Below are 19,989 nucleotides of genomic sequence, written 5' to 3' on the forward strand. Positions count from 1 at the left end.
TCACTGAGCTGGCTTTGGAATGGCGAACGGCGGAACTACCCCGTAATCCTCGTGGTTGAGTTTTGTGATCCCGTGATCGGTGACCACTTCCTCTACCACCAGATAATTCAGCCCGTCGCGATGATAGAGCAGGCCATCCGCCGTAATCTCGTGGCTGGCAAGGCGCAGCTGCGTATCGCCCCCGGCAGAGCCGTCGTCGCCCGCGATCTTGAGCACCATGTAGACCTGACCGTCATCGCCCAGCAGGCCCACAGGGATGCCCCCAGCCGAACACCAGAGCGCACAGGTGTGATGCGCCGAGCCGGTCACCGCGTCCGGGCCGCCCATCACGCCAGAGTAATAGCACCAGGTATCAATGATCTCGCCCCGGACCTGAACGCGTTCACCCTCGGCCGCAAGAGCGGCCAGAGGCATAGTCAGCATCATTGCCGCCAAAAATAGTTGCTTGCGCATGGTTCTACCTCTCAGGCTACGCAGTCTTGTCTGCGAAGCTAACCACTCATTGCTTGCAACAGCCAAATAAAGTTTCTGTCAGGTTTGGTGAGGATTGACCCAAGCGAGCCAGTCCGCGCCGACGGAAACGTCGAATATCTCGCGCCAACCGGGGGGCTGTGTATGATGTAGCGCGGTCAAGCCGGGTGGTTCTGGACGCCAGCATATCGCGCGGCTGCTGGCGGGTATATCATTGAAAGTTAAATATTTCATCGGGGGTGCCAGTCTTGGAAACATTCGACCCGCCCAAGCATATGCCAGTCTCATTTAGCAATGTGATCGACCGCCTGTCTTGGAAGCGGAATTTCAAATTTCGTTGGTCTATATGTCATGACATTCGATTTGGCGGTTTAGCCGGTGGAGGGCTGCAAACTGCGCATAGGATGCCGTTGAGCGAGATATTCTGTGAAAATGGCTGCCCCTTTAGGGCTTTCTTTGCGGGAAGGCGGGGCGCGCTCTTGTCGATAACGCGGGCCTTCGCGCCGGTGTTCTTTGTTCTCTTCATTTCGCTAAAGACATATGGCGGCGAGGATGGTTTGATCGTGTGGCGCACCAAAGGCCAGCAAAGGCTGAACATGAAGGATCAAGCGACGTTGCATTGGGTGGTTTTGGACATTGCCGGTATCCGCCAGAATGAGCGCCGGATGACTGCGACAGCGCCCCTGTGCCATCGACCGAGCGAGGGGTTTATTCGATGAGGCTGGTTATGGTTGGTTGGGGGGCCATTGGATCGGAGGTTGCGCGCCTTTTGAAGGCGCGCGCTGCGCCGGTCGATCTGGTTGGGGTTGCTGTGCGTGATACTGCACGTGACATTGGCGTACCGCTGATTGATGACCCTGCCGCGCTGGCCACGCTGAGACCCGATCTGGTGGTTGAGGCGGCGGGCCGGGCGGCGGTGATGCCATGGGGCCTTGCATCCTTGAGTGCGGGGGCCGATTTCGTGCCTGCTTCAACCTCGGCCTTTGCTGATGAGGGAACGCTTGAGGCACTTTTGGACGTTGCGCGGCGCAACAGGCGGCAGGTGCTGATTCCGCCGGGGGCGCTGGGTGGCATTGACGCGCTGGCGGCGGCGGCGCGGTTGCCGCTGGCGTCAGTGGTTCACGAGATTGTCAAACCTGCCCCTGCCTGGCGCGGGACTGAGGCGGAGCGCCTGTGTGACCTGTCTGGCCTGACCGCGCAGCACTGCTTTTTCGATGGCACAGCCCGTGAGGCGGCGCGGCGCTTTCCGCAAAATGCCAATGTGGCGCTGATCACTGCGCTGGCGGGGTTAGGCCCCGACCAAACCCGGCTTCGCCTGATCGCCGACCCCAATGCCACGGGCAACCGCCATCGCGTGACAGCACAGGGCGACTTTGGGCGGATGGAGATTGTGCTGGATAACCTGCCCCTTGCCAGCAATCCGAAATCGTCAGCGTTGACGGCGCTATCGCTGGTGCGGTTGATCGAGAACCGGGCCGGACCGCTGGTGATCTGATGCCGTGAGCGGCTGTGCAAAACTCGGCCATGCTTGCAGCGCGATCAGCCTGCGGCGTGTGGCGTAATGGTCGCCCAGCTTGACCCTTTGGGGGGCAGGGGGGCATGGATGTGTATCGGGCGGTTGGCCGCACCTTGCTATCCTATGCCAAGAATGGCTTTTTCATGCTTGATGCTCTGGCGCGATAGGGGGGCGAATAGATATGACCCAGCCGGACAGCAATTCGTGTAAATCATAATGCCAAAACGGTACTTGATCATGCGCCAAACAACCTGGGCGGACGTGTGGATTATTTCAGTTCACTGAACAATCATAGGTAGTTTCTTTACTAACCTGATTAAGTATCTGATTTTTATATGTAAAGCCAAAATTTCAGCATGGCGCGGGCGCAGAGACAGCTCTGGCCTGACAGGTTCTGGGAGAGCTGGCGGACCAAAGCACATCTCAGAGGGGTTTCTAATCCATTGAATCAAGGCGTGTTTTGGTGACTGAAAAAGCGATTGACCCGAAACGACAGGGGGGGACGCCCCATCGGGTTCTCAGAAAAGATTTTCAGCCTATGCGGCATTAACAAATTTTTAACTTTCCTTAGAATTGAAAATTCGCAAGTCTTGGGTTTCAGAAAGCATTTTTTGTTTAAAAAACATAACAAATGCAAGTTTCATTCTTGTTTGCTAGGGCGCGAAATGGTTACGTTCGAGTGAAGTAGGCTATCTTTCGATCTTAACGAGTATCTTTCGTAGCGTTGAGCAATGTTCGAGTGTGAGTGACCGACTGTTTCAATCTCAAGATATGGATTTTCATCACTGTCCTAGAATTCATCAGCACCAAAACAAAACACTAAAAATTACACGGTAATAACCCGCATTTTCAGGTGCTTGGTCTGCCCCCATTTAGTGGCCCAGTTTGCGGGGATCAGATCAAGCGCCCATGAACATCTTGAGCTCAGCACGCGAAATTAAATGAGTGACCGTCTTGATCTGATACCACACCTCTTCATCTAGATGCCGCTTAAGTTGACGAACCAGCTGGTTACGAGCCTCAGTGTCGGTGGTCTTAAGGAGGACATACCGCCAGAATGACGGGGCCAGTTCGAGCACCGTCTGAGCGGCTAACCGCACAAGTGCTGAGCGATAGCTTTGACGACTGTTCGCCCCCTCCAATCGTCATGCTCGGCACGAGATAGATACGCCGCATAGGGATCGCGGGAGGGATGCTTGCGCGCTAAAGCTGCCGCCTGCTGCTCATATTTTTGCCAGCTGCCTGACCGATAAAGATCTGCAATTGAATACTTTATGCTAGAATGCAGGGCCAACTGATAGGCCGCGATACTCTTATTAAAGAAATCGTTTTCAAGCCATTTGTTATCAGATGCCGCTTGCAAGTCTGTGAATAGGTCGTCCTTCTCTGGTTTGAAAACATTGGCTTCAAAATATGTCATTATAGAAATCTCTCTCGTTTTAAAAATTTGTGTTCAGATACCGCTTGCGACCAGTGGGTTCGAAATTGAACATCCCATAAGCGAACGTAGTGTTCCCCCACTCCGTCGCGGGGAGGATGGTTAAGCCAAGCCTTTGAGCAGTCTTGAATTTGACCTGTCATGCGACCGCTGATGGAAGCACCGTGGTAACGAAATTCCGCAACGCGGTCGCAAAAATGTAAAAAGCAGTAACAGATTTGTTGAACCATCAGCGCACCCCTAAGCCCCAACGTAACCGTCGCGCCGGACCACCCGGAGGTGGCAAAAATGAGCTTTGCTTTTCCCACTGTAGGGTGAAGAAAACACATTGACGATCAAACGGGCGTCTTGCAGCTTGATGACCCCTTGGAACCATTCGTCGCTTTCGGGCATGGTGATCAGATCGAACGACCGCTTCTCGAGCTTCAACGACAGACCCTGCAGCATTCCAACGCGGCGGATATGGGTCAATCCGAGACGAAAATCAACAGGCATGAGTCGAGATCAGCTCAAACGGCTGAAGGAGCTGGAGACCGAGAACACGCGGCTTAGGCGTGCCGTATCGGATCTGACACTGGACAAAATGATCCTGACCGAGGCCGCCCGGGGAAACTTCTAAGCCCCGCTTGCCGTCGCCGGGCCTGCCGCACATTGGGACAGCATCGATCCACTGAGCGCAAGATGCCCCTCGGGCTTCTGGACGAAAAACGGCTGACCGAGGACATCATTGAACTGACGCGAGAGTTCGGGCGCTACGGATATCGCATGATCACCGGGATGCTGAACAACAGCGGCTGGCATGTAAATCACAAGCGCGTAGAGCGGATCTGGCGGTGGGAGGGGCTGAAAGTCCCACAGAAACAGGCCAAGAAAGGAAGGCTCTGGCTGAATGACGGGTCTTGTGTCCGTCTCCGGCCAGAACGCCCAAACCATGTCTGGCCCTATGATTTCGTGCAGGACCGGACGCATGAGGGGCGGCTGTTTCGCATCCTCAACATCATCGATGAGTTCACGAAGGAGGCCCTGATGATCCGCGTCAAACGCAAGCTTAATTCCGTCGACGTGGTCGACGCCTTGACCGACCTGTTCATCCTGCGCGGTCCGCCGGAATACATAAGATCCGACAATGGCGCGGAATTTATCGCCAAAAAGGTGTGGGCTTGGATCGGAGCAGTCGGTGCCAAGACGGCTTTCATCGAACCAGAATCACCCTGGGAAAACGGCTACTGCGAAAGCTTCAATGCCAGGTTCCGAGACGAGCTTCTGAACGACGAGGTCTTCTACTCGCTACGCGAGGCCCAGATCCTGATCGAGAAATGGCGGCGCCACTACAACACTGTCAGACCGCACAGTGCTCCGGGATACCGTCCACCGGCACCCGAAAGCATCGTCCCGATAGACCAGAGACCTGATCTGATCCCCGCAAACTGGACCATTTGAAGGTGGAGTTTTCCGCTACGATTTCCCGGCTGGGAGAGGAGCGGAATCACATGAAGGCATCGAAGTTTTCGGACGCGCAGAAGGCGTTCATCATCAAGCAGGGCGAGGAAGACACACCTGTTGCCGAGATCTGCCGCAAGGCTGGCATCAGCCAGGCGACCTACTTCAATTGGAAGAAGAAGTATGCGGGTTTGCTGCCGTCCGAGATGAAGCGGCTCAAGCAGCTCGAAGACGAGAACAGTCGGGTGAAGAAGATCGTGGCCGACCTGACCTTGGATCGAGAGATGCTGCAGGATGTCATCCGGCGAAAGATCTGAAGCCTGGTCGTTTGCGCGAACTGGTTCGCGGGATGTGCAGTGATTGGGCGGTCTCGATCCGAACGGCCTGTGGGGCCATCGGCTTTGACCGTTCGACGTTTCACTACAAATCCCGCCGCGTCGATCAGGCTGCTGTGGAGAAGCGGATCAAGGAGATTTGCGAGACACGCGTGCGTTATGGTTATCGCCGGGTTCATGTGCTCCTGGACCGCGAGGGCTGGGGCATCAACATCAAGAAAGTCTATCGCATTTACAGGGAGTTGGGAATGCAGCTCAGGAACAAGACGCCGAAGCGGCGGGTGAAAGCCAAGCTGCGTGATGACCGAACCGAAGCCGTTTGTCCAAACGATGTCTGGGCCATGGATTTTGTCCATGACCAGCTCGCAACGGGCAAGAAGCTTCGGATTCTGACCGTGGTGGACACGTTCTCGCGCTACGTTCCGGTGCTCGACGCTCGGTTCAGCTACCGGGGTGAAGACGTTGTCGCCACGCTGGACCATGTATGTCGAAGATCGGGCTACCCCAAGACGATCCGGGTCGATCAGGGTAGTGAGTTCATCTCCCGCGACATGGACCTGTGGGCCTATCAGCGTGGCGTCACGCTCGACTTCTCACGGCCAGGAAAGCCGACGGACAACGCCTTCATCGGAGCCTTCAATGGCAAGTTCAGGGCGGAATGTCTGAACGCGCACTGGTTCTTGACGCTTGCAGATGCTGCCGAAAAGTTGGAGGCTTGGCGTCGATACTACAACGAGGAACGGCCACACAGTGCGATTGGCAACAAAGCCCCGATCATGCTTACGAAATCAGGGAGCATCACCAGCCTGTCACCCTGAGCGAAGCCGGAAAACTCTGCCTTCGGGCGGTCCAAAGTTGGGGTTCGGATCAACCGACCATGCACTAACATTTAAACCGGGCCACTAAATGGGGGCAGACCAGGGATGGCGATGACGTTGTGAACGGCGACGCTGGCAATGACTCTCTGGGGGGCGGTCTGGGCAATGACACGCTGAACGGTGGCGATGGCAACGACACCATGGGTGGTGGCTTTGGCGACGACTTACTGTCGGGCGGCACTGGCGCTGACGTGGTTGCCGGTGGTGCTGGCAACGACACACTGGACGGTGGCGACGGCAATGACTCGATCTCTGGTAGCTTTGGCAACGATGTGATTAATGGCGGGGTCGGAAACGATCAAATTGGCGGCGGTGCCGGGCGTGATACGATCGACGGCGGCGCTGGTAATGATCAGATCGGTGGCGGTGAAGGCGATGACGACATCAGCGGTGGGGCAGGCAATGACTTCCTCGCTGGGGGTGGGCGCAACGACGTGATTGATGGCGGCACCGGCAATGATACGATCAACGGCGGCGCTGGAAATGACATCATGACCGGTGGCGCAGATGCGGATATCTTTGTCTTCAGCGCGTTCGTTGACGGTGAGCTTGATGTTATTACCGATTTCGAGGATGGCACGGACCGCTTGTTGATCCGGATCGTCAATCCCGATACCGGCGAGGTGAACATCAGCAACGGGGGCAATGGTTTGCAGGGCTTTGTGGATGCGTTGGGTATTACCCAGGCAGATGAAGGCGCGCAGATCAATGTGAACGGTCAGATCATTCTGTTGGAGGGTGTTGATGCCTCTGTGCTGGGGGTCGACGACTTCCAGTTCCTCTAAAAAACATAAAAGGATGCGTGATCGTCGTTAAGATCGCGCATCCTTTTGAAACCAGAGACCTTTTGAAGCCATAGGTAGTTGCCGACAGGCTATCCGAGCGACAGATGCGCGGTGCCCCTGCGCATCTGCGACAAGCGCACAGCCAAGTGCCTTTTGTACAACCTGCGCTAAACCCCGACGTAACGATCCACGAGGCTGCGGTCGGCGCGCAGCGCCTGGGCGGTCATCACCGCCCCGCCCGTGCCATTCTCGAGAAAGGCCACCCGGTCGGCCACATCGAGCACCGCATCGACCCGTTGTTCGACCAGCAGAACCGCAACGCCAGATGCCCGCAACCCCACAATCACCTCGCGAATGGCCGCGATCATCGAGGGCTGCAACCCTTCGGTTGGCTCGTCGAGCAATAGAACTTGGGGGCGCAGGCAGAGCGCGCGCGCCATGGCGAGCATCTGTTGTTCGCCCCCCGAGAGGGTTTGCGCCTTCTGTCCCAACCGCTCGCGCAGGCGGGGAAAAAGCGCCAGCACCTCTGCGCGCACCTCTGGCCCGCTTTGCCGCGTCATGAGGCCAATTTCAAGGTTCTGCGCCACGGTCAGGTCTGTAAAGAGCCGCCGCCCCTGAGGCACATAGCCCACACCGGCGCGGGGCACCTGATGCGCGGGTAGCGTGCTCAACTGTTGCTGTCCCAGCCAGATTGACCCGGAGATAAGCGGCAAGAGCCCCATGATCGCGCGCATTGTCGTGCTTTTGCCCGCGCCATTGCGCCCCAAAAGGCACAGGATTTCACCCGCCTGCACCTCTAGGCTCAGATCGCGCAGCACCTGCGCGCGACCATAGCCCGCGCAGACCCTATCCAGCCGCAGCATCGGACACGCCCCCCAGATAGGCGGCCTGCACCGCGCGGTTGGCATGGATTTCCGCAGGTGTCCCCTCGGCCAGCACCCGGCCACCATCCAGCACGGTGATCCGGTCCGCCAGATCCATCACCACCCGCATGTTATGCTCGATCAGCAGGATGGTCGCCTCTTGCGCCACCTCGCGGATCAGGCGCAGAAAGCTGTCGATCTCGCCCTCGGCAAGGCCTTGTGTCGGCTCGTCTAGGATCAAGAGGCGCGGGGATTGGGCAAGGCCCATCGCAATCTCCAAGAGGCGCTGATGCCCATAGGCCAGACCGCCCGCCTCTTGGCCGGCGCGCTCTGCCAGCCCGACCCGCGCCAGCGCCTGATCGACAGCGGTCTCTACCGCCGCGCCATGCAGATGCCGACGCGCGGCAAGGGCTACGTTTTCCCGCACACTGAGCCGGCCAAAAACCGAGGTGATCTGAAACGTATAGGCCATGCCCAACTGCATCCGCCGATGCGCGGGCAGGGCAGTTATGTCTTGCCCATCGAAGCTTACCCGCCCCGCACTCGGGGCGATACGCCCGGAGATCATGCCCACCAGCGTTGTCTTGCCTGCGCCATTGGGGCCGATCAGGGCGCGAATCTCGCCCTTGGGCAGGTCGAAATCCACGTCCTCGACCGCGCGCAACCCGGCAAAATTCTTGGATAGCCCCCGCGTGGATAGCAGCATCACGGCATCCCCCGCCAGAACCGTCGCCGCACGTCGCCCATCAACCCTTGCGGCGCAAAGAGCGTCAGTGCCACCAGCGCCACACCGGCGATGAGCATATAGGCCGTGGTCACGCCCGAGCTAAGGTCAATCAGGTAGAACATGAAGAGCGTGCCGATGAATGGCCCCAGCACCGTGCCCGCCCCGCCCAAAAGCACCCACAAGAGCGGAAAGATCGAATACTGCACCGAGGCGAATGTCGCCCCCACATAGCCAAACAAGAGGCCATACGCTGCCCCCGCCGCCGCTGCCATCGTCCCCGAAATCACCATGACCGCGAATTTATGGGCGAAGACGTCATAGCCCAGCATGCGTACCCGTTCTTCATTCTCGCGGATCGCCACCAGAACCCGGCCAAAGGGCGACCGCACCAGCCAGAGGCAAAGCAGCAGGCAAAGCCCGAACAGGAGCAGCGCCGCGAGATAGCGATTGCCCTCATCGCTCAGGTCGATACCCCAGAGCATCCGCTGTGTCTGTTGGATCACGAACCCCTCATCGCCCCGCGTCAGCGCCCCGAAATAGAGCACGGTGAGGTAGCCCGCCTGCGCGAACATCAGCGTCACGATCATAAAGGCCACCCCGGCCGTGCGCAGCGCCAGCGCTGCCAACACGCCCGCCACCGCCGCCCCGGCCAACACCCCAAGGATCAGCGCCGGTGCCGGTGTCAGCCCCAGATGCTGCACGCCGAGGCCCATCCCATACATCCCCGCCGCGAAAAACAGCGCATGGCCCAAGCTGAGCAGCCCCGTGTAACCGAACATGAGGTTATAGCCCATCGCGTAACTCGCCAGCACCATCACCCGCGCCAGATTGCCGTGGTGATAGGCAGGCAGCACGAAATGCAGCGCCAAGAGCAGAGCCAGCAGCCCGACATGCAGGGCATAGACCCTCACGTGCTGCGCCCCCCGAATAGACCCTGTGGGCGGAATACCAGAACCAGACCTACAAGCAGCGTCGCCAATATCTTGGCCAGCGTGGGCGAGAAAAAGACCGAGATGATCCCGTCGCTGAGGCCGATCAGCACCGCCGCCAGCACTGTGCCGGGCAGGCTTCCTAGTCCGCCGATGATCACCACGATAAACGACAGCAAGAGCGGGTCCGCGCCCATCAGGTAATGCGCCTGTTGTATCGGCACGATCAGCACGCCCGCCAGCGCCGCCAGCGCGGCCCCCAGACCAAAGACCAGCGCATAAACCCGTTCGACCGGGATGCCAAAGGCCAGCGCCATATCGCGATCCGCCTGCGTGGCCCGCATGACCAGCCCGATGCGGGTGCGGGTCATCAAGGCCCAGACGGCGCAGAGCAGCACCACCGCTGCACCGATCACCGCCAGTTTGTAAGTGGTGGTGCCCAGCCCCCAAGGCCAGATCATCGCCCAGCCCTCGGCCCCATGTTCAAACCACGGAAGTGCAATCCGCGTGTTGAACGGTGCCTCGACGGGGCGCGCATCCGGGCCGTAGCCCATCAGTGTGACCTGCTGAATGATATAGAGCAGGCCGATTGTGGCAACGATGGTGCGCTCTGGATCATACTCCAGCCGCTTGAGGATCGTCATATCGGCGGCCACCGCCAGCGCCCCCACGATCAGTGGCGCTGCCACCAGCGCCAGTGCAAAGCCGATGGCGGGATGCCCCACCACGCTCTGCGCGATCCACCACGCCAGCACCGCGCCCAGCATGAAAAACTCGCCATGCGCGATATTGACCACCCGCATCACGCCAAACACAAGGCTGAGCCCCACAGCCGTCAGTGCCAGCACTGCCGCAGTCACCGCGCCCTCGAGCGTGGCCAGAACGAGATAGGGGCCTAACTCCATCCTAGGGCCATGTGCGGTGCCACGTCATTGCGCGGCAAACTCCAACCCGCCCATCAGGATGCGGTCATCATCGGTCAGGGTCACGATCTGGCCATGCTTGCGCTCTAGCGCGCGGGCCACCACCTCGTTGCGGGGCTCCCATTTATAGGCGCGGTCCTCGGTGACGGGGGCCCAAGTCAGCCGACCGCCCCGACGCCACGGGTCCAGCACGATGCCCTTGCGAAAATCATCGCCTTTGGCGCTGACAATCGCGGTGCTGTGTTCCAACCGAAAGGCATTCTCGGCATTGGCCACCGCGCGGTGCAGATCAAGCGTCTGGAATTCCTCGAGCTTTAAGCGGTCCTCCATATCGCGCGCCCAATGCCAGCAAAGGCCGCGTGGTTTCAGCCCCATATTGACCTTGGTGTTGTGCACAATGGGCGGATCGGTGATCTCGTATTCCAGCGCAAGGCGGTGGGTATGCTCATAGGCGATGCGCGCGGCGCGCGCGGCCTCTTCGGGGTCTACGTCTGGTCCAAGCCCACGGATCGCCGCCGCAAGCCGCGTCACCTCTTGCGCCTCGGGGGGCGGGGGCGGCGCGCCGCACCCCGCCAGAACCGACGCCGCCAGCCCTATCAGAACAAGCCTCCGCTTCACCCTATCGCCCCGCTTGCCAAACTCGCCTTAGAAGGGCTGAGCCGTGTAATCCACCTCATCGGGATAAAGCGTATCCTCGATAGAGGTGCGATGCACGCGCACCAGTTTTCCGCCCTCAACCCGGCTGATATTCTGATGACCAAAGACCTGATGCGTCTTGCCGTTGAAAATCTTGTCGCCCTGCGGATGCGCAAGGCTCTCGGGCAGAGTTGTCATCGCCTCGACCGCCTCGATCAACGCGGCACGGTCCTGCGGCCCGGTATAGCCCGCCGCCTCCATCCCGGCCTTGACGACATGCAGCGTTTCCCAGCAGCCAAACATATGCGCATAGGTCGACACGTCCCGCGGGTCGCTGATCGACGACCCCCGCTCGTTAACACCCACCGCCGCACGATAGGCAGTTTCATGCGCGCTTTCGTCCGGTTGCTGATCGCGGCACATGCCTTCCCAGAAATAGCTGTTTTCAAGGAATTCCAGACCGGGGCTGTCAATCGCCACCGCCTCTAGACTGTCAATAAAGCCGAAGAGTGCCGGACCCTGCCCACCAAAGAACTCGCCCAGCTCCTTGACGAAGGTCAGCACGGCAGGCCCGACCATGACGTGATAAAGCACTTCGGTGTCACGCGGGATCTTGGGGAAATACTTGGTGAATGAGGTTTCCGAGGGCGGGATTGCGATATGTGCCAGCACCTCGCCGCCCTGCGCCTCGATCGCTTGGGTAAAGAAATCGCGGTGATCGTGACCAAAGGCGAAGTCCGGGAAGACCATCGTGACCTTTTTGCCAAGGTTCGCCGCCACATAGGGCGCCATCGCCTGAACCTGGCTTTTGACATCTGTGATGCCCGGTTGCAGCGTGTAGCGGTTGAGCATCCCAGAGGCGACGTGATGCCCTTCGGAGACCACGAAATACGGCAGCTTCAATTCGCCCGCACGCGGCGCAGAGCCAATGACGACATGGCTGAAAAGCGTGCCAAACCCGATGTCACAGCCATGCTGATTGGCGAATTTCTCGACCACTTCGGCCCCGCGCTTGGGGTCGGTGCCGTCATCCTCGGCGACAATCTCGACCATGCGGCCATTGATGCCGCCACCCTCGTTGATCAGCTTGACCGCCGCCTGCGTGGTGCGGTCATACCAGCGGCCATAGGCGGCACCGATGCCGGTGCGATGCACCTGAAAGCCGATTTTGATGGGGGCTGCGGTCTGCGCATGGCTGTAGCGCGCCCAGAGCGGCAGGCTTGCCGCCGCAACGCCACCGACAAGGGCCCCGCGCCGCGTGATGCCGGTTTTTGGCCCGGTTTGCTGGCCATGTTTCGGGGTGTTCATCGCGCATCCTCCAAAGATCAATCGCCCTTACAGGGCAAATGCCGCACCTGCATACCTTGCGCAAGCCCCTAGGGGTTGTCCAGCGGTTAACGTGTCACGCCCCCCGCGGCGTCGCCAATAGCCAGAGGCCAAAGACAGTATAGGCCACCATGAAAAGGGCGAGCGGCACCTGTCCCAGCACGGCGCGCCGCCGCCCTTCGCCTGCGCGCATCGCCAGCGCATGTGCCAGCAGAATGGCGATCACATGGCCTGCGACCACGGCGCCCGCCTGCGTCATCCAGATCAGCTTGACCGGTCCGGGGGTGTTCAGGAATCCGGCGGAAATTGTAAGGTCTGAAAGGCCCAGCGCCCGTGCAATGGCGGCCAGAACATATTGTCCATCAAGCAGAAACGCGGTCAGGTAATGGGCAATGTGATAGGCCAGAGCGATCGGCAGCAGGGTGGGCGCATAGAGGCAAAAGAGCCCGCGCAAGGCGCGCGGTCGCCCCCCTGCCAGCCGCTCACCCAGCCAAAGGGCGGTGGCAAAGACCACAATAAGTGCGATGTTGGCTAAAATTAACCCCAAGATGTTGGGGGAGATGACTGCAGAGCGGCCCGGAAATTCTAACGGGTTCAGGCCCAGAATGCCCAGCCAGAGGAATGTTTCATTGATCCCATCGAAACTGCCAGAGCCAAGCAGGATCAGACAGAAGCAAGCCAGCCCCAAGCTGACGGTGCGGCCTTTTGCAATCTTCCAGCCGGGCAGCCCAATGGAAATGCAACCGTTTGAAAAGCCCAGAAAACTCATCCGTCTATAGGCGCGCATCAACATTGTGAGTGCCTCGGCCCGCACCAGCCAGGCGGGGCCGAAAAGCATCAGCCCGGCCAGCATGGCATACCAGTAAAAGCCCACCACCACCGCCAGCCGCCCCGGATCGGCAGGGGCCGGATCGGCCAGAAGAAACCCGGAAAAGGCAAGGAAACCCAATACGCCAGGCCAATGGCCCAAGGCGCGGGGATAGCGCAAGGGTGCGCGCATCCCGGTGAGGTGGCGCAGCAAGACACCCACCCCCACCCAAGGATTAAGCCAACGCCAGACATCCCCAACCACCCCTTGAACCGTGACCAGCACAATCCAGAACACCACCCAGATCGCCAGCGGCAAGGGGTTGACGCCCGGATCACCCGGCCCGGTCAACCCCCGCCAGACCAGCCAACCCAGCAGGGCTGACACTGCAAGACTGGTGAAATAACGTGCAAAATCAGAGGGGCGCAGGCGGGCAATCCCGATGGGTCGGAACAACCGTTCGGCAAATTCCCCCGGCAGAATGGCCAAGAGCGCCACGGTCAGCGCCACGGTAAGGCCCCCGGCAGCGATGTAAACATCTGTAGGCAACAGCAGGACAAACCCCTGTTCGCCCGCATGCGCCCAGACGGCCCCCGCCGTTAGGCTAGCAAGTCCTCCGCTCAGCATGATCGCGCGCATATGCCTGCCCCGTTTTCCCGCCCAGCCGAGTCTGACCTGTCCCCAACCTGCGGGAAAGGGGGAAATCGCCCCAGACAAACGAAAACCCCCGCACCAGAGGCGCGGGGGCGTACCGTTCACCACACAAACCTGTCGCGCCTACCCCGCGTGGCGGTGTCCTGTCGCGCGAAATTCTGTCACGTCCGTCACTGCAAACCGGCCACCGGCCAGCTTTTGCAGCTTGCCCTGACGCAACAGTTGCCCAAAGGAGCGCAAGCCATCCTCGCGCGAGAAGCGCTCTTGCTCGACTTCTTTGAGTTTCCCCATCAGCATCGGGCGCGAGAATTGCGGACGTCCTTCGACATCCGAGAGATAGGCCGCCGCCGCTTCGAGAAGGTCGGGCAAGCTGTTTGCGCCCACTTCTTCGGCGAATGAGGTGAAGTTGCCCTCATTGGAGGATGTCGTGCTCTCCACTTCGAGATCGGCGGCAGAGATGCGGCGCGGGCGAATGGGCGCGCGCGGTGTGTCGATCCGCTGTTCCGCCACCAGCTTGAGTGGTGCGGGGCGGCTTTCTTCGGGGCGGGCAGACCGCTCTGTCGGGGAAGCGATCTGCGGACGGCGCGGGCGCACGACACTGGCCAAATCGCTGCGATAGGGGGTATCATCGACATTCTCGCGCAGCGTTGATCCCGCGCTCTGCTCTGCGCGGGTGGCGGCCACGGCGGCGCGCAGATGCTGGATGGCGTTGCGCCGCTGGCTGGAGGCGGGCGCCTCAAGCTGGGTGTCGGTCTTGTCGAAGATGCGCGTAAGGTCGTTGGAGCCGGATGCGTCTTCAAAGCGCCGCATGCCCTGCTCTTGCGCAGGCGTCATCGCGCCCTCGTTCTGGTCGTCTTCATCTTCGTCTTCGTCTTCGTCAGTGGCAAGCGGCGGGGTCTGCTCGGCCTCGGCGGCGATGTCCTCGATGTCCTCGATTACGTCTATTTCGTCTGCCTCAGCGCCCTGCGTCGGGATGTCTGCCTCTGGTTCTGGGTCGGCTGTCGTGGCACTTTCGAGGGCCAATTCGGCCTCGACTTCGGCGAGTTCGCGCTGCAACTCGGCCTCTTCCTCTGGGCTGAGAATGCTGGTCTCGGCGTCAAAGAGATTGTCTTCGTCGTCGTCGAAATCGTCGTCGTCATCCTCTTCAAAGATACCTTTGGCGACGGCGGCCTCAAACTCGGTGCGTTTGACCTTGATCACGCGGGCAAGGGGGGGCGTTTCGGGCTTGGTCTCTGGGGTCTCGGTCGGTGTGGCATCCGCCATCAGCGCGGCCAGAGTATCCTCAAAGTCGTCGGCTTCGGCCACTTCTGCCTCTGTTTCCTCTTCGGTCAGCACCTCTTGCGGTTCGGGCGTGGGCACTGGCTCGGCGGATAGGATGGCGTCGAAATCCAGATCTTCGTCTTCGGCCTCTTCGACCGTGACGGTTTCGTTGCGATCATCCTCGGCCATGACGGCGCTTAGATCCTCGGCAACGGTATCGAGGAAATCCTGCGCGTGTTCATCTTCGGTGTATTCAGAGTCTGCGGTCTCTGCGTCCTGCGCCACGACCGAGCGGATACGGCTCAGCTTGGCGGCGATGCTCTCGCTGTCCGGGGCAGATGCCGCATGGATGATCTGCGGCTCTTGCTCTAGCCCCTCGGGCTGAATCGGGGCCTCGTATGCTACGGGCTCTTGGGCGACAGCGGCGGGTGTGTCTGGCAGGCTTGCAAGCTCTTCTTCCGCCTCGTCGGTATCGACCATCTCCGGCGCAGCCTCGGCCATGGCCGGCGGCACAGGGGCGGTTTGGGGCATCTCGGGTGTGGTTTCGGGGTGTTCCGGTTCGGCGGCAACCTCTGGGGTGGGGGCCACCAAGGGCGCGCGCACCACCGCTTGCTCGCTCGCGGCGCGCAGAACGATTTTGCCTCGCTCTTCATGGGCCTCGACGCGCCGGGCGATTTCCCGCTCGGCGATTCGCGCCAGCATCTCGGCATCAGGGGTTGGCGGCTCTGCTCCGAAATACCGGTCATCCGCTGCCAGATCGCGAAAATACTCCGCAATCGCCTTCATTGTATCAAAGGAATCGTCAAAGCCTTCTAATGTGCACGAAAATGTGCCGTAGGAGACCGTAAGTATCTTGTTTGAACCAACCATAATATGCGCTCGCTTTGCTTGCCTGCAAAGACAGGGTTTACCATGACGCCATAGACCAAAGCGGTCCGATTCTTAGATTTTTACCGTATCATTTCGTGTTCAGAATGTGACATCAGGTACGTTAACGCAACGATAACAGGTAAAGTTGATGATTGTTCGCGAAACAGAACCTGTAATCCTGATCGGCGGGGCCTCTCTGCCCGAAGGTCAGGTTAACCAAGTGCTCCGGCTTGCCCGGGTTGTGATTGCGGCGGATAGCGGGGCGGATAGTGCGCTGCAGCATGGGATCACACCGCACGCTGTGATTGGTGATTTCGACAGTATTTCGCAATCGGCGCGTGCCGCGATCCCAGAAGCGGCGCAGTTTCCGGACCCCGATCAGGATACGACGGATTTCGAGAAATGCCTGAGGGCGATTGCGGCACCGCTTATCCTTGGACTGGGATTTTGTGGCGACCGGATGGATCACCAACTGGCGGCCTGCACCGCGCTGGCGCGCCATCCCTGGCAGCGCTGTATACTTTTGGGGGAGCGGGATCTGATGTTTCTTTGTCCGCCCTCGCTGAACCTGCCGCTGCCAGAGGGGGTGCGCGTCTCGCTTTTCCCGATGGGCGCGGTTGAAGGGGTGTCGCAGGGGCTGAAATGGCCGATTGGCGGGCTCAACCTTGCGCCGGACGGGCGTATCGCCACGTCAAATGCGGCGCTTGGGCCGGTGCATCTTGCGGTGACCGCCCCCAAGCTGCTGGTCATCCTGCCGCTTGAGATGCTCGATATGACGGTGGGGGCGTTGCGTGCCACGCAGGCCTATTGGCCAAGCCCCGGCAAAGAGGGCGACCGCGCATGACCCTGACACAGCGCCTGATGACATGGGCCGATGCCGTCGTCTTTGATCTTGGGCGGCAGATGCGCTGGACGTTTCTGCCACCTTTGATGGTCTATTTCGCGGCTGGGTTTTCCGGGCTGACGATGATCGTCGGCACATTCTTTGTGAAAGAATACCTCGACCTTTCGGCGGCCTATCTGGCGGGTCTTGCATTCTGGGCGGGGTTGCCCTGGGCGCTCAAGATGCCGCTTGGGCATCTGGTGGATATCATCTGGCGGTGGAAATGGCTGTTGATCTATCTTGGTGCGGGGCTGATCGGGCTGTCGGTGCTGATCATGTATCTACTGCTGACCCGGACCGAGGCGATGGTGGCGATCATGCCGATGGGGGCGTGGTATGTGACCTCGTACCTTCTGGCCCCATGTGGTCTGGTCATTCAGGACGCGGTGGCTGATGCGATGTCGGTCGAGGCGGTGCCGCGATTTGATGCAGAGGGCCAAGCGATTGATCTGGACAGGTCGCGGGCGCTGCATACCACGATGCAGACGCTGGGGCGGTTTGCGCTGATTTCCGGCACACTCGCAGTGGCCGCGCTCAATATCTACATGTTCGCCGGAATCGAGGAGTTGGGGCCAGAGGCCAAACGCGCCACCTATGCGCTCATTTATCTATCAGCCCTGTCTATTCCGTTGGTGTCGGTGTCGGGTGTGCTGTTGGCGGCATGGCAGAAACATCGCCTGCGCCGTGGCCTGCGCCAAACCGGGCTGAGCGAGGCGGAGGCCGATACCCTCTTTGAGCGTCCCGGCGAAAAGACGCAGGCGAACCCTTGGTATTTCATTGGCGGGGCGGGATTTGTGGCGCTGTCGCTGACCATCGGCCTGAGCGACATCCCCTTTGGGCAAGAGATCATCTTTGCGGGGTCCATGGCGATTGTGCTTTTGCTGATGCGGCAGCTTGTGGCGGTTCTGCCGGTGGCGCAGGCGCGCACATTGGTGGGCACGGCGATCATCATCTTCATGTTCCGCGCCACGCCGCGTCCGGGTGATGGCTATACGTGGTTCTCGATCGACCTTTTGGCGTTCGATCAACAGTTCCTGTCGGTGCTGTCCCTCATCACCTCTGTTTTGACGTTGGTGGGCATGGTGATCCTGCGCCCGCTGATGGCGCATCGCAGCATCGTCTATATCGTGGTGCTGCTCACACTGGCGGGGGGCATTCTGTCATTGCCCAACATCGGGCTTTTTTATGGGGTGCAGGAGATCACGGCGGCCATGACAGGCGGCATCGTCGATGCCCGGTTCATCGCCATTCTAGACACAGCCATTGAATCGCCTCTGGGGCAGGTTGCCATGATCCCGATGCTGGCCTGGATCGCGCGCAATGCGCCGGATAATCTCAAGGCGACATTCTTTGCCGTGATGGCATCCTTTACGAATCTGGCGCTGTCGGCGAGTTCGCTGCTGACCAAATATCTCAACGAGGTTTTCATCGTGACGCGCGAGGTGCGGGATGCGTCAACCGGGCAGATCACGACACCGGCGGATTACAGCGCCTTGGGGATGCTGTTGATCACCGTAACGCTCATCACGGTCGGCCTGCCGCTCTTGACGGTGTTCGTCATTCAGCGCTCACCGTTGCGCAGTAAGGATTAGGGCAATTCCGCCTCTGGGATGACCGGAAAGAACTCGCCGCCGGACCAAAGCCCGAACCAGCCGTCGTGCCGGTCGCCGATCTCGACAAGGCGGTAAAAGCTTTTGCGGTCGATCAGCGCCTCAAGATTGGCGCGCACCAGCACATAAGGCGACGGTTCGCCGGTTTCGGGGTCGCGCGTGACGCGGATGGGGGTATCGGGGCCGGCGGTCACGTGGTCGCCGACATTGGTTTCAAACCGCAGGGTTTGCGCGGCCCCCCTGCCTTCAGCTTCGAAATCCACTGCGACAAAGGGTGCGTCATCGACGGTGATTCCGACCTTTTCAACCGGAGTGACCAAAAAGTAATCATCGCCATCGCGGCGCAGGATGGTGGAGAAAAGCCGCACCAGTTCGGGCCGCCCGATGGGCGTGCCAAGGTAGAACCACGTGCCATCGCGCGCAATCCGCATGTCCAGATCGCCGCAAAACGGCGGATTCCACAAATGCACCGGCGGCAGCCCTTTGCCCTTGGCCCGCACCGCCCGCGCAGAGGCGGCGATGCCTTCGGCTGACGGGCTTGTGACGGAATCTTTGCTCATTGCTTTTGCCATTTCTGTCCCAAGCTATACACTCATACAGAATGATATAGGTCTGACGGGAGTTTTGCCATGACCGATGACACTGATCTCTTGGCCTGTCTGGAGGCGCTGGAGGGCAAATTGGCCCAAGCGCGGGCCTCTATCACCCGCCGGTTCATCGGGCAGGAGCGGGTTGTCGACCTGTCCTTGTCGGCGCTTTTGTGCGGGGGTCACGGCCTTCTGATCGGTCTGCCCGGTCTGGGCAAGACGCGACTGGTCGAGACATTGGGCACGGTCATGGGCCTGCACACCAACCGGGTGCAGTTCACGCCAGACCTGATGCCCGCCGACATTCTGGGTAGCGAAGTTCTGGAAACCGCCGAGGATGGCAAGCGCGCGTTCAAGTTCATCGAGGGGCCGGTGTTCTGTCAGCTTTTGATGGCGGATGAAATCAACCGCGCCAGCCCGCGCACCCAATCCGCGCTGTTGCAGGCGATGCAGGAACGCACCGTGACGGTGGCCGGTGTCAGCCGTCCGCTGGGTACGCCGTTTCATGTGCTGGCGACACAGAACCCGATTGAACAAGAAGGCACCTATCCGCTGCCCGAGGCACAGTTGGACCGTTTTCTTGTTCAGATCGAAGTGCCCTATCCGGACCGCGATACCGAACGTGCGATCCTCTTGGCGACCACGGGCGCTACGGAAGAGGCGGCACATGGGGTCTTTACCCCGTCCGAATTGATTGCCGCGCAACAAATGCTGCGCCGGATGCCAGTGGGCGAAAAGGTGATGGAGGCGATTCTCGATCTGGTGCGCGCCTGCCGCCCCGAGGATGCCAGCGCCGCCGATGGGGTGCGCGCGAGCGTGGCTTGGGGGCCGGGGCCGCGCGCGGCGCAGGCGCTGATGCTGACCGTACGGGCGCGGGCGATGCTGCAAGGGCGGCTTGCGCCTGATGCCAGCGACGTGGCTGCCATGGCGCAGCCGGTTCTGGGGCACCGGATGGCGCTGAATTTCGCGGCGCGCGCGCGGGGCGAGAGCCTGCCTGCGCTGATTGCCCGTACGGTCGAGGATGTGACCCGCGTGCAGGCCGCCGCCTGA

At 60.2% G+C, this 19,989-nt stretch carries 18 protein-coding genes and 2 pseudogenes; 8 read left to right on the top strand and 12 right to left on the bottom strand.

What is annotated here, in order from left to right; all coding sequences use genetic code 11:
* Positions 1 to 453, bottom strand: a complete 453-nt coding sequence (locus tag GC127_RS10480; RefSeq protein ID WP_151977828.1) for a hypothetical protein — start codon at positions 451 to 453, stop codon at positions 1 to 3.
* 266 nt (positions 454 to 719) lie between these two features.
* On the opposite strand from GC127_RS10480, the gene GC127_RS10485 reads away from it, so the two are divergent.
* On the top strand, positions 720 to 1,190 hold the full coding sequence (locus tag GC127_RS10485; protein ID WP_151977826.1) for a hypothetical protein: 471 nt from the start codon (positions 720 to 722) through the stop codon (positions 1,188 to 1,190).
* Positions 1,187 to 1,966 carry an aspartate dehydrogenase gene (locus GC127_RS10490; RefSeq protein ID WP_151977824.1) on the top strand — a complete coding sequence of 260 codons (780 nt, stop codon included), beginning with the start codon at positions 1,187 to 1,189 and terminating at the stop codon, positions 1,964 to 1,966. The genes GC127_RS10485 and GC127_RS10490 overlap by 4 nt, the downstream gene beginning before the upstream one ends.
* 1,111 nt (positions 1,967 to 3,077) lie before the next feature.
* On the opposite strand, the gene GC127_RS10495 is transcribed toward GC127_RS10490, so the two are convergent.
* Together GC127_RS10495 and GC127_RS22810 are read right to left on the bottom strand one after the other, a co-directional pair.
* Positions 3,078 to 3,407 (bottom strand): hypothetical protein, encoded by a 330-nt coding sequence (locus tag GC127_RS10495; protein ID WP_151977822.1) that lies wholly within the window; start codon positions 3,405 to 3,407, stop codon positions 3,078 to 3,080.
* A gap of 258 nt (positions 3,408 to 3,665) precedes the next feature.
* Positions 3,666 to 3,920, bottom strand: a complete 255-nt coding sequence (locus GC127_RS22810) for a hypothetical protein (RefSeq protein ID WP_199861335.1) — start codon at positions 3,918 to 3,920, stop codon at positions 3,666 to 3,668.
* Here GC127_RS22810 and GC127_RS10500 point away from each other — a divergent pair.
* The 3 genes and pseudogenes from GC127_RS10500 to GC127_RS10510 all read left to right on the top strand — a co-directional run.
* A pseudogene (locus tag GC127_RS10500) lies at positions 3,901 to 4,865 on the top strand (IS3 family transposase); the annotation flags it as partial. The gene GC127_RS22810 and the pseudogene GC127_RS10500 overlap by 20 nt on opposite strands.
* A 50-nt stretch (positions 4,866 to 4,915) precedes the next feature.
* Positions 4,916 to 6,018, top strand: a protein-coding gene (locus tag GC127_RS10505; protein ID WP_151977820.1) for an IS3 family transposase whose coding sequence is annotated in 2 segments (ribosomal slippage) — positions 4,916 to 5,177 and positions 5,177 to 6,018 — 1,104 coding nt in all. Because the reading frame shifts where the segments join, the coding sequence is not laid out codon by codon here.
* Positions 6,019 to 6,122: 104 nt separating this feature from the next.
* A pseudogene (locus tag GC127_RS10510) lies at positions 6,123 to 6,863 on the top strand (calcium-binding protein); the annotation flags it as partial.
* 167 nt (positions 6,864 to 7,030) lie between these two features.
* Here GC127_RS10510 and GC127_RS10515 read toward each other — a convergent pair.
* From GC127_RS10515 to GC127_RS10550, 8 genes are all read right to left on the bottom strand, one after another.
* A complete protein-coding gene (locus tag GC127_RS10515; RefSeq protein WP_151977817.1) occupies positions 7,031 to 7,726 on the bottom strand; it encodes an ABC transporter ATP-binding protein in 696 nt (231 codons plus the stop codon).
* A complete protein-coding gene (locus GC127_RS10520; RefSeq protein WP_151977815.1) occupies positions 7,710 to 8,432 on the bottom strand; it encodes an ABC transporter ATP-binding protein in 723 nt (240 codons plus the stop codon). Before GC127_RS10520 ends, GC127_RS10515 begins: the two co-directional genes overlap by 17 nt.
* The gene (locus tag GC127_RS10525; RefSeq protein ID WP_151977813.1) at positions 8,432 to 9,364 is read right to left on the bottom strand and encodes a branched-chain amino acid ABC transporter permease; all 933 of its coding nucleotides are present in this window, start codon (positions 9,362 to 9,364) and stop codon (positions 8,432 to 8,434) included. Before GC127_RS10525 ends, GC127_RS10520 begins: the two co-directional genes overlap by 1 nt.
* Positions 9,361 to 10,287, bottom strand: a complete 927-nt coding sequence (locus GC127_RS10530; protein ID WP_008281372.1) for a branched-chain amino acid ABC transporter permease — start codon at positions 10,285 to 10,287, stop codon at positions 9,361 to 9,363. Before GC127_RS10530 ends, GC127_RS10525 begins: the two co-directional genes overlap by 4 nt.
* 24 nt (positions 10,288 to 10,311) lie before the next feature.
* Complete coding sequence (locus GC127_RS10535; RefSeq protein WP_008281373.1) at positions 10,312 to 10,923, bottom strand: hypothetical protein; 612 nt, start codon at positions 10,921 to 10,923, stop codon at positions 10,312 to 10,314.
* 27 nt (positions 10,924 to 10,950) lie between these two features.
* A complete protein-coding gene (locus GC127_RS10540; protein WP_151977811.1) occupies positions 10,951 to 12,249 on the bottom strand; it encodes an ABC transporter substrate-binding protein in 1,299 nt (432 codons plus the stop codon).
* Positions 12,250 to 12,343: 94 nt separating this feature from the next.
* Positions 12,344 to 13,714, bottom strand: a complete 1,371-nt coding sequence (locus tag GC127_RS10545) for a hypothetical protein (protein ID WP_151977809.1) — start codon at positions 13,712 to 13,714, stop codon at positions 12,344 to 12,346.
* Between the two features lie 138 nt (positions 13,715 to 13,852).
* Positions 13,853 to 15,859 (bottom strand): hypothetical protein, encoded by a 2,007-nt coding sequence (locus GC127_RS10550; protein WP_254700056.1) that lies wholly within the window; start codon positions 15,857 to 15,859, stop codon positions 13,853 to 13,855.
* 148 nt (positions 15,860 to 16,007) lie between these two features.
* Here GC127_RS10550 and GC127_RS10555 point away from each other — a divergent pair, with 148 nt between their 5' ends.
* Positions 16,008 to 16,703, top strand: coding sequence for a thiamine diphosphokinase (locus GC127_RS10555; RefSeq protein ID WP_008281377.1), 696 nt, complete (start codon positions 16,008 to 16,010; stop codon positions 16,701 to 16,703).
* The gene (locus GC127_RS10560; protein ID WP_151977807.1) at positions 16,700 to 18,334 is read left to right on the top strand and encodes a hypothetical protein; all 1,635 of its coding nucleotides are present in this window, start codon (positions 16,700 to 16,702) and stop codon (positions 18,332 to 18,334) included. The genes GC127_RS10555 and GC127_RS10560 overlap by 4 nt, the downstream gene beginning before the upstream one ends.
* On the opposite strand, the gene GC127_RS10565 is transcribed toward GC127_RS10560, so the two are convergent.
* Positions 18,331 to 18,912 carry a DUF1285 domain-containing protein gene (locus tag GC127_RS10565; protein WP_151977805.1) on the bottom strand — a complete coding sequence of 194 codons (582 nt, stop codon included), beginning with the start codon at positions 18,910 to 18,912 and terminating at the stop codon, positions 18,331 to 18,333. The genes GC127_RS10560 and GC127_RS10565 overlap by 4 nt on opposite strands.
* A 69-nt stretch (positions 18,913 to 18,981) precedes the next feature.
* Here GC127_RS10565 and GC127_RS10570 point away from each other — a divergent pair, with 69 nt between their 5' ends.
* Positions 18,982 to 19,989, top strand: coding sequence for a MoxR family ATPase (locus GC127_RS10570; protein WP_151977803.1), 1,008 nt, complete (start codon positions 18,982 to 18,984; stop codon positions 19,987 to 19,989).

Source organism: Roseovarius sp. EC-HK134 (genome assembly GCF_902498815.1).
GTDB lineage: Bacteria > Pseudomonadota > Alphaproteobacteria > Rhodobacterales > Rhodobacteraceae > Roseovarius > Roseovarius mucosus_A.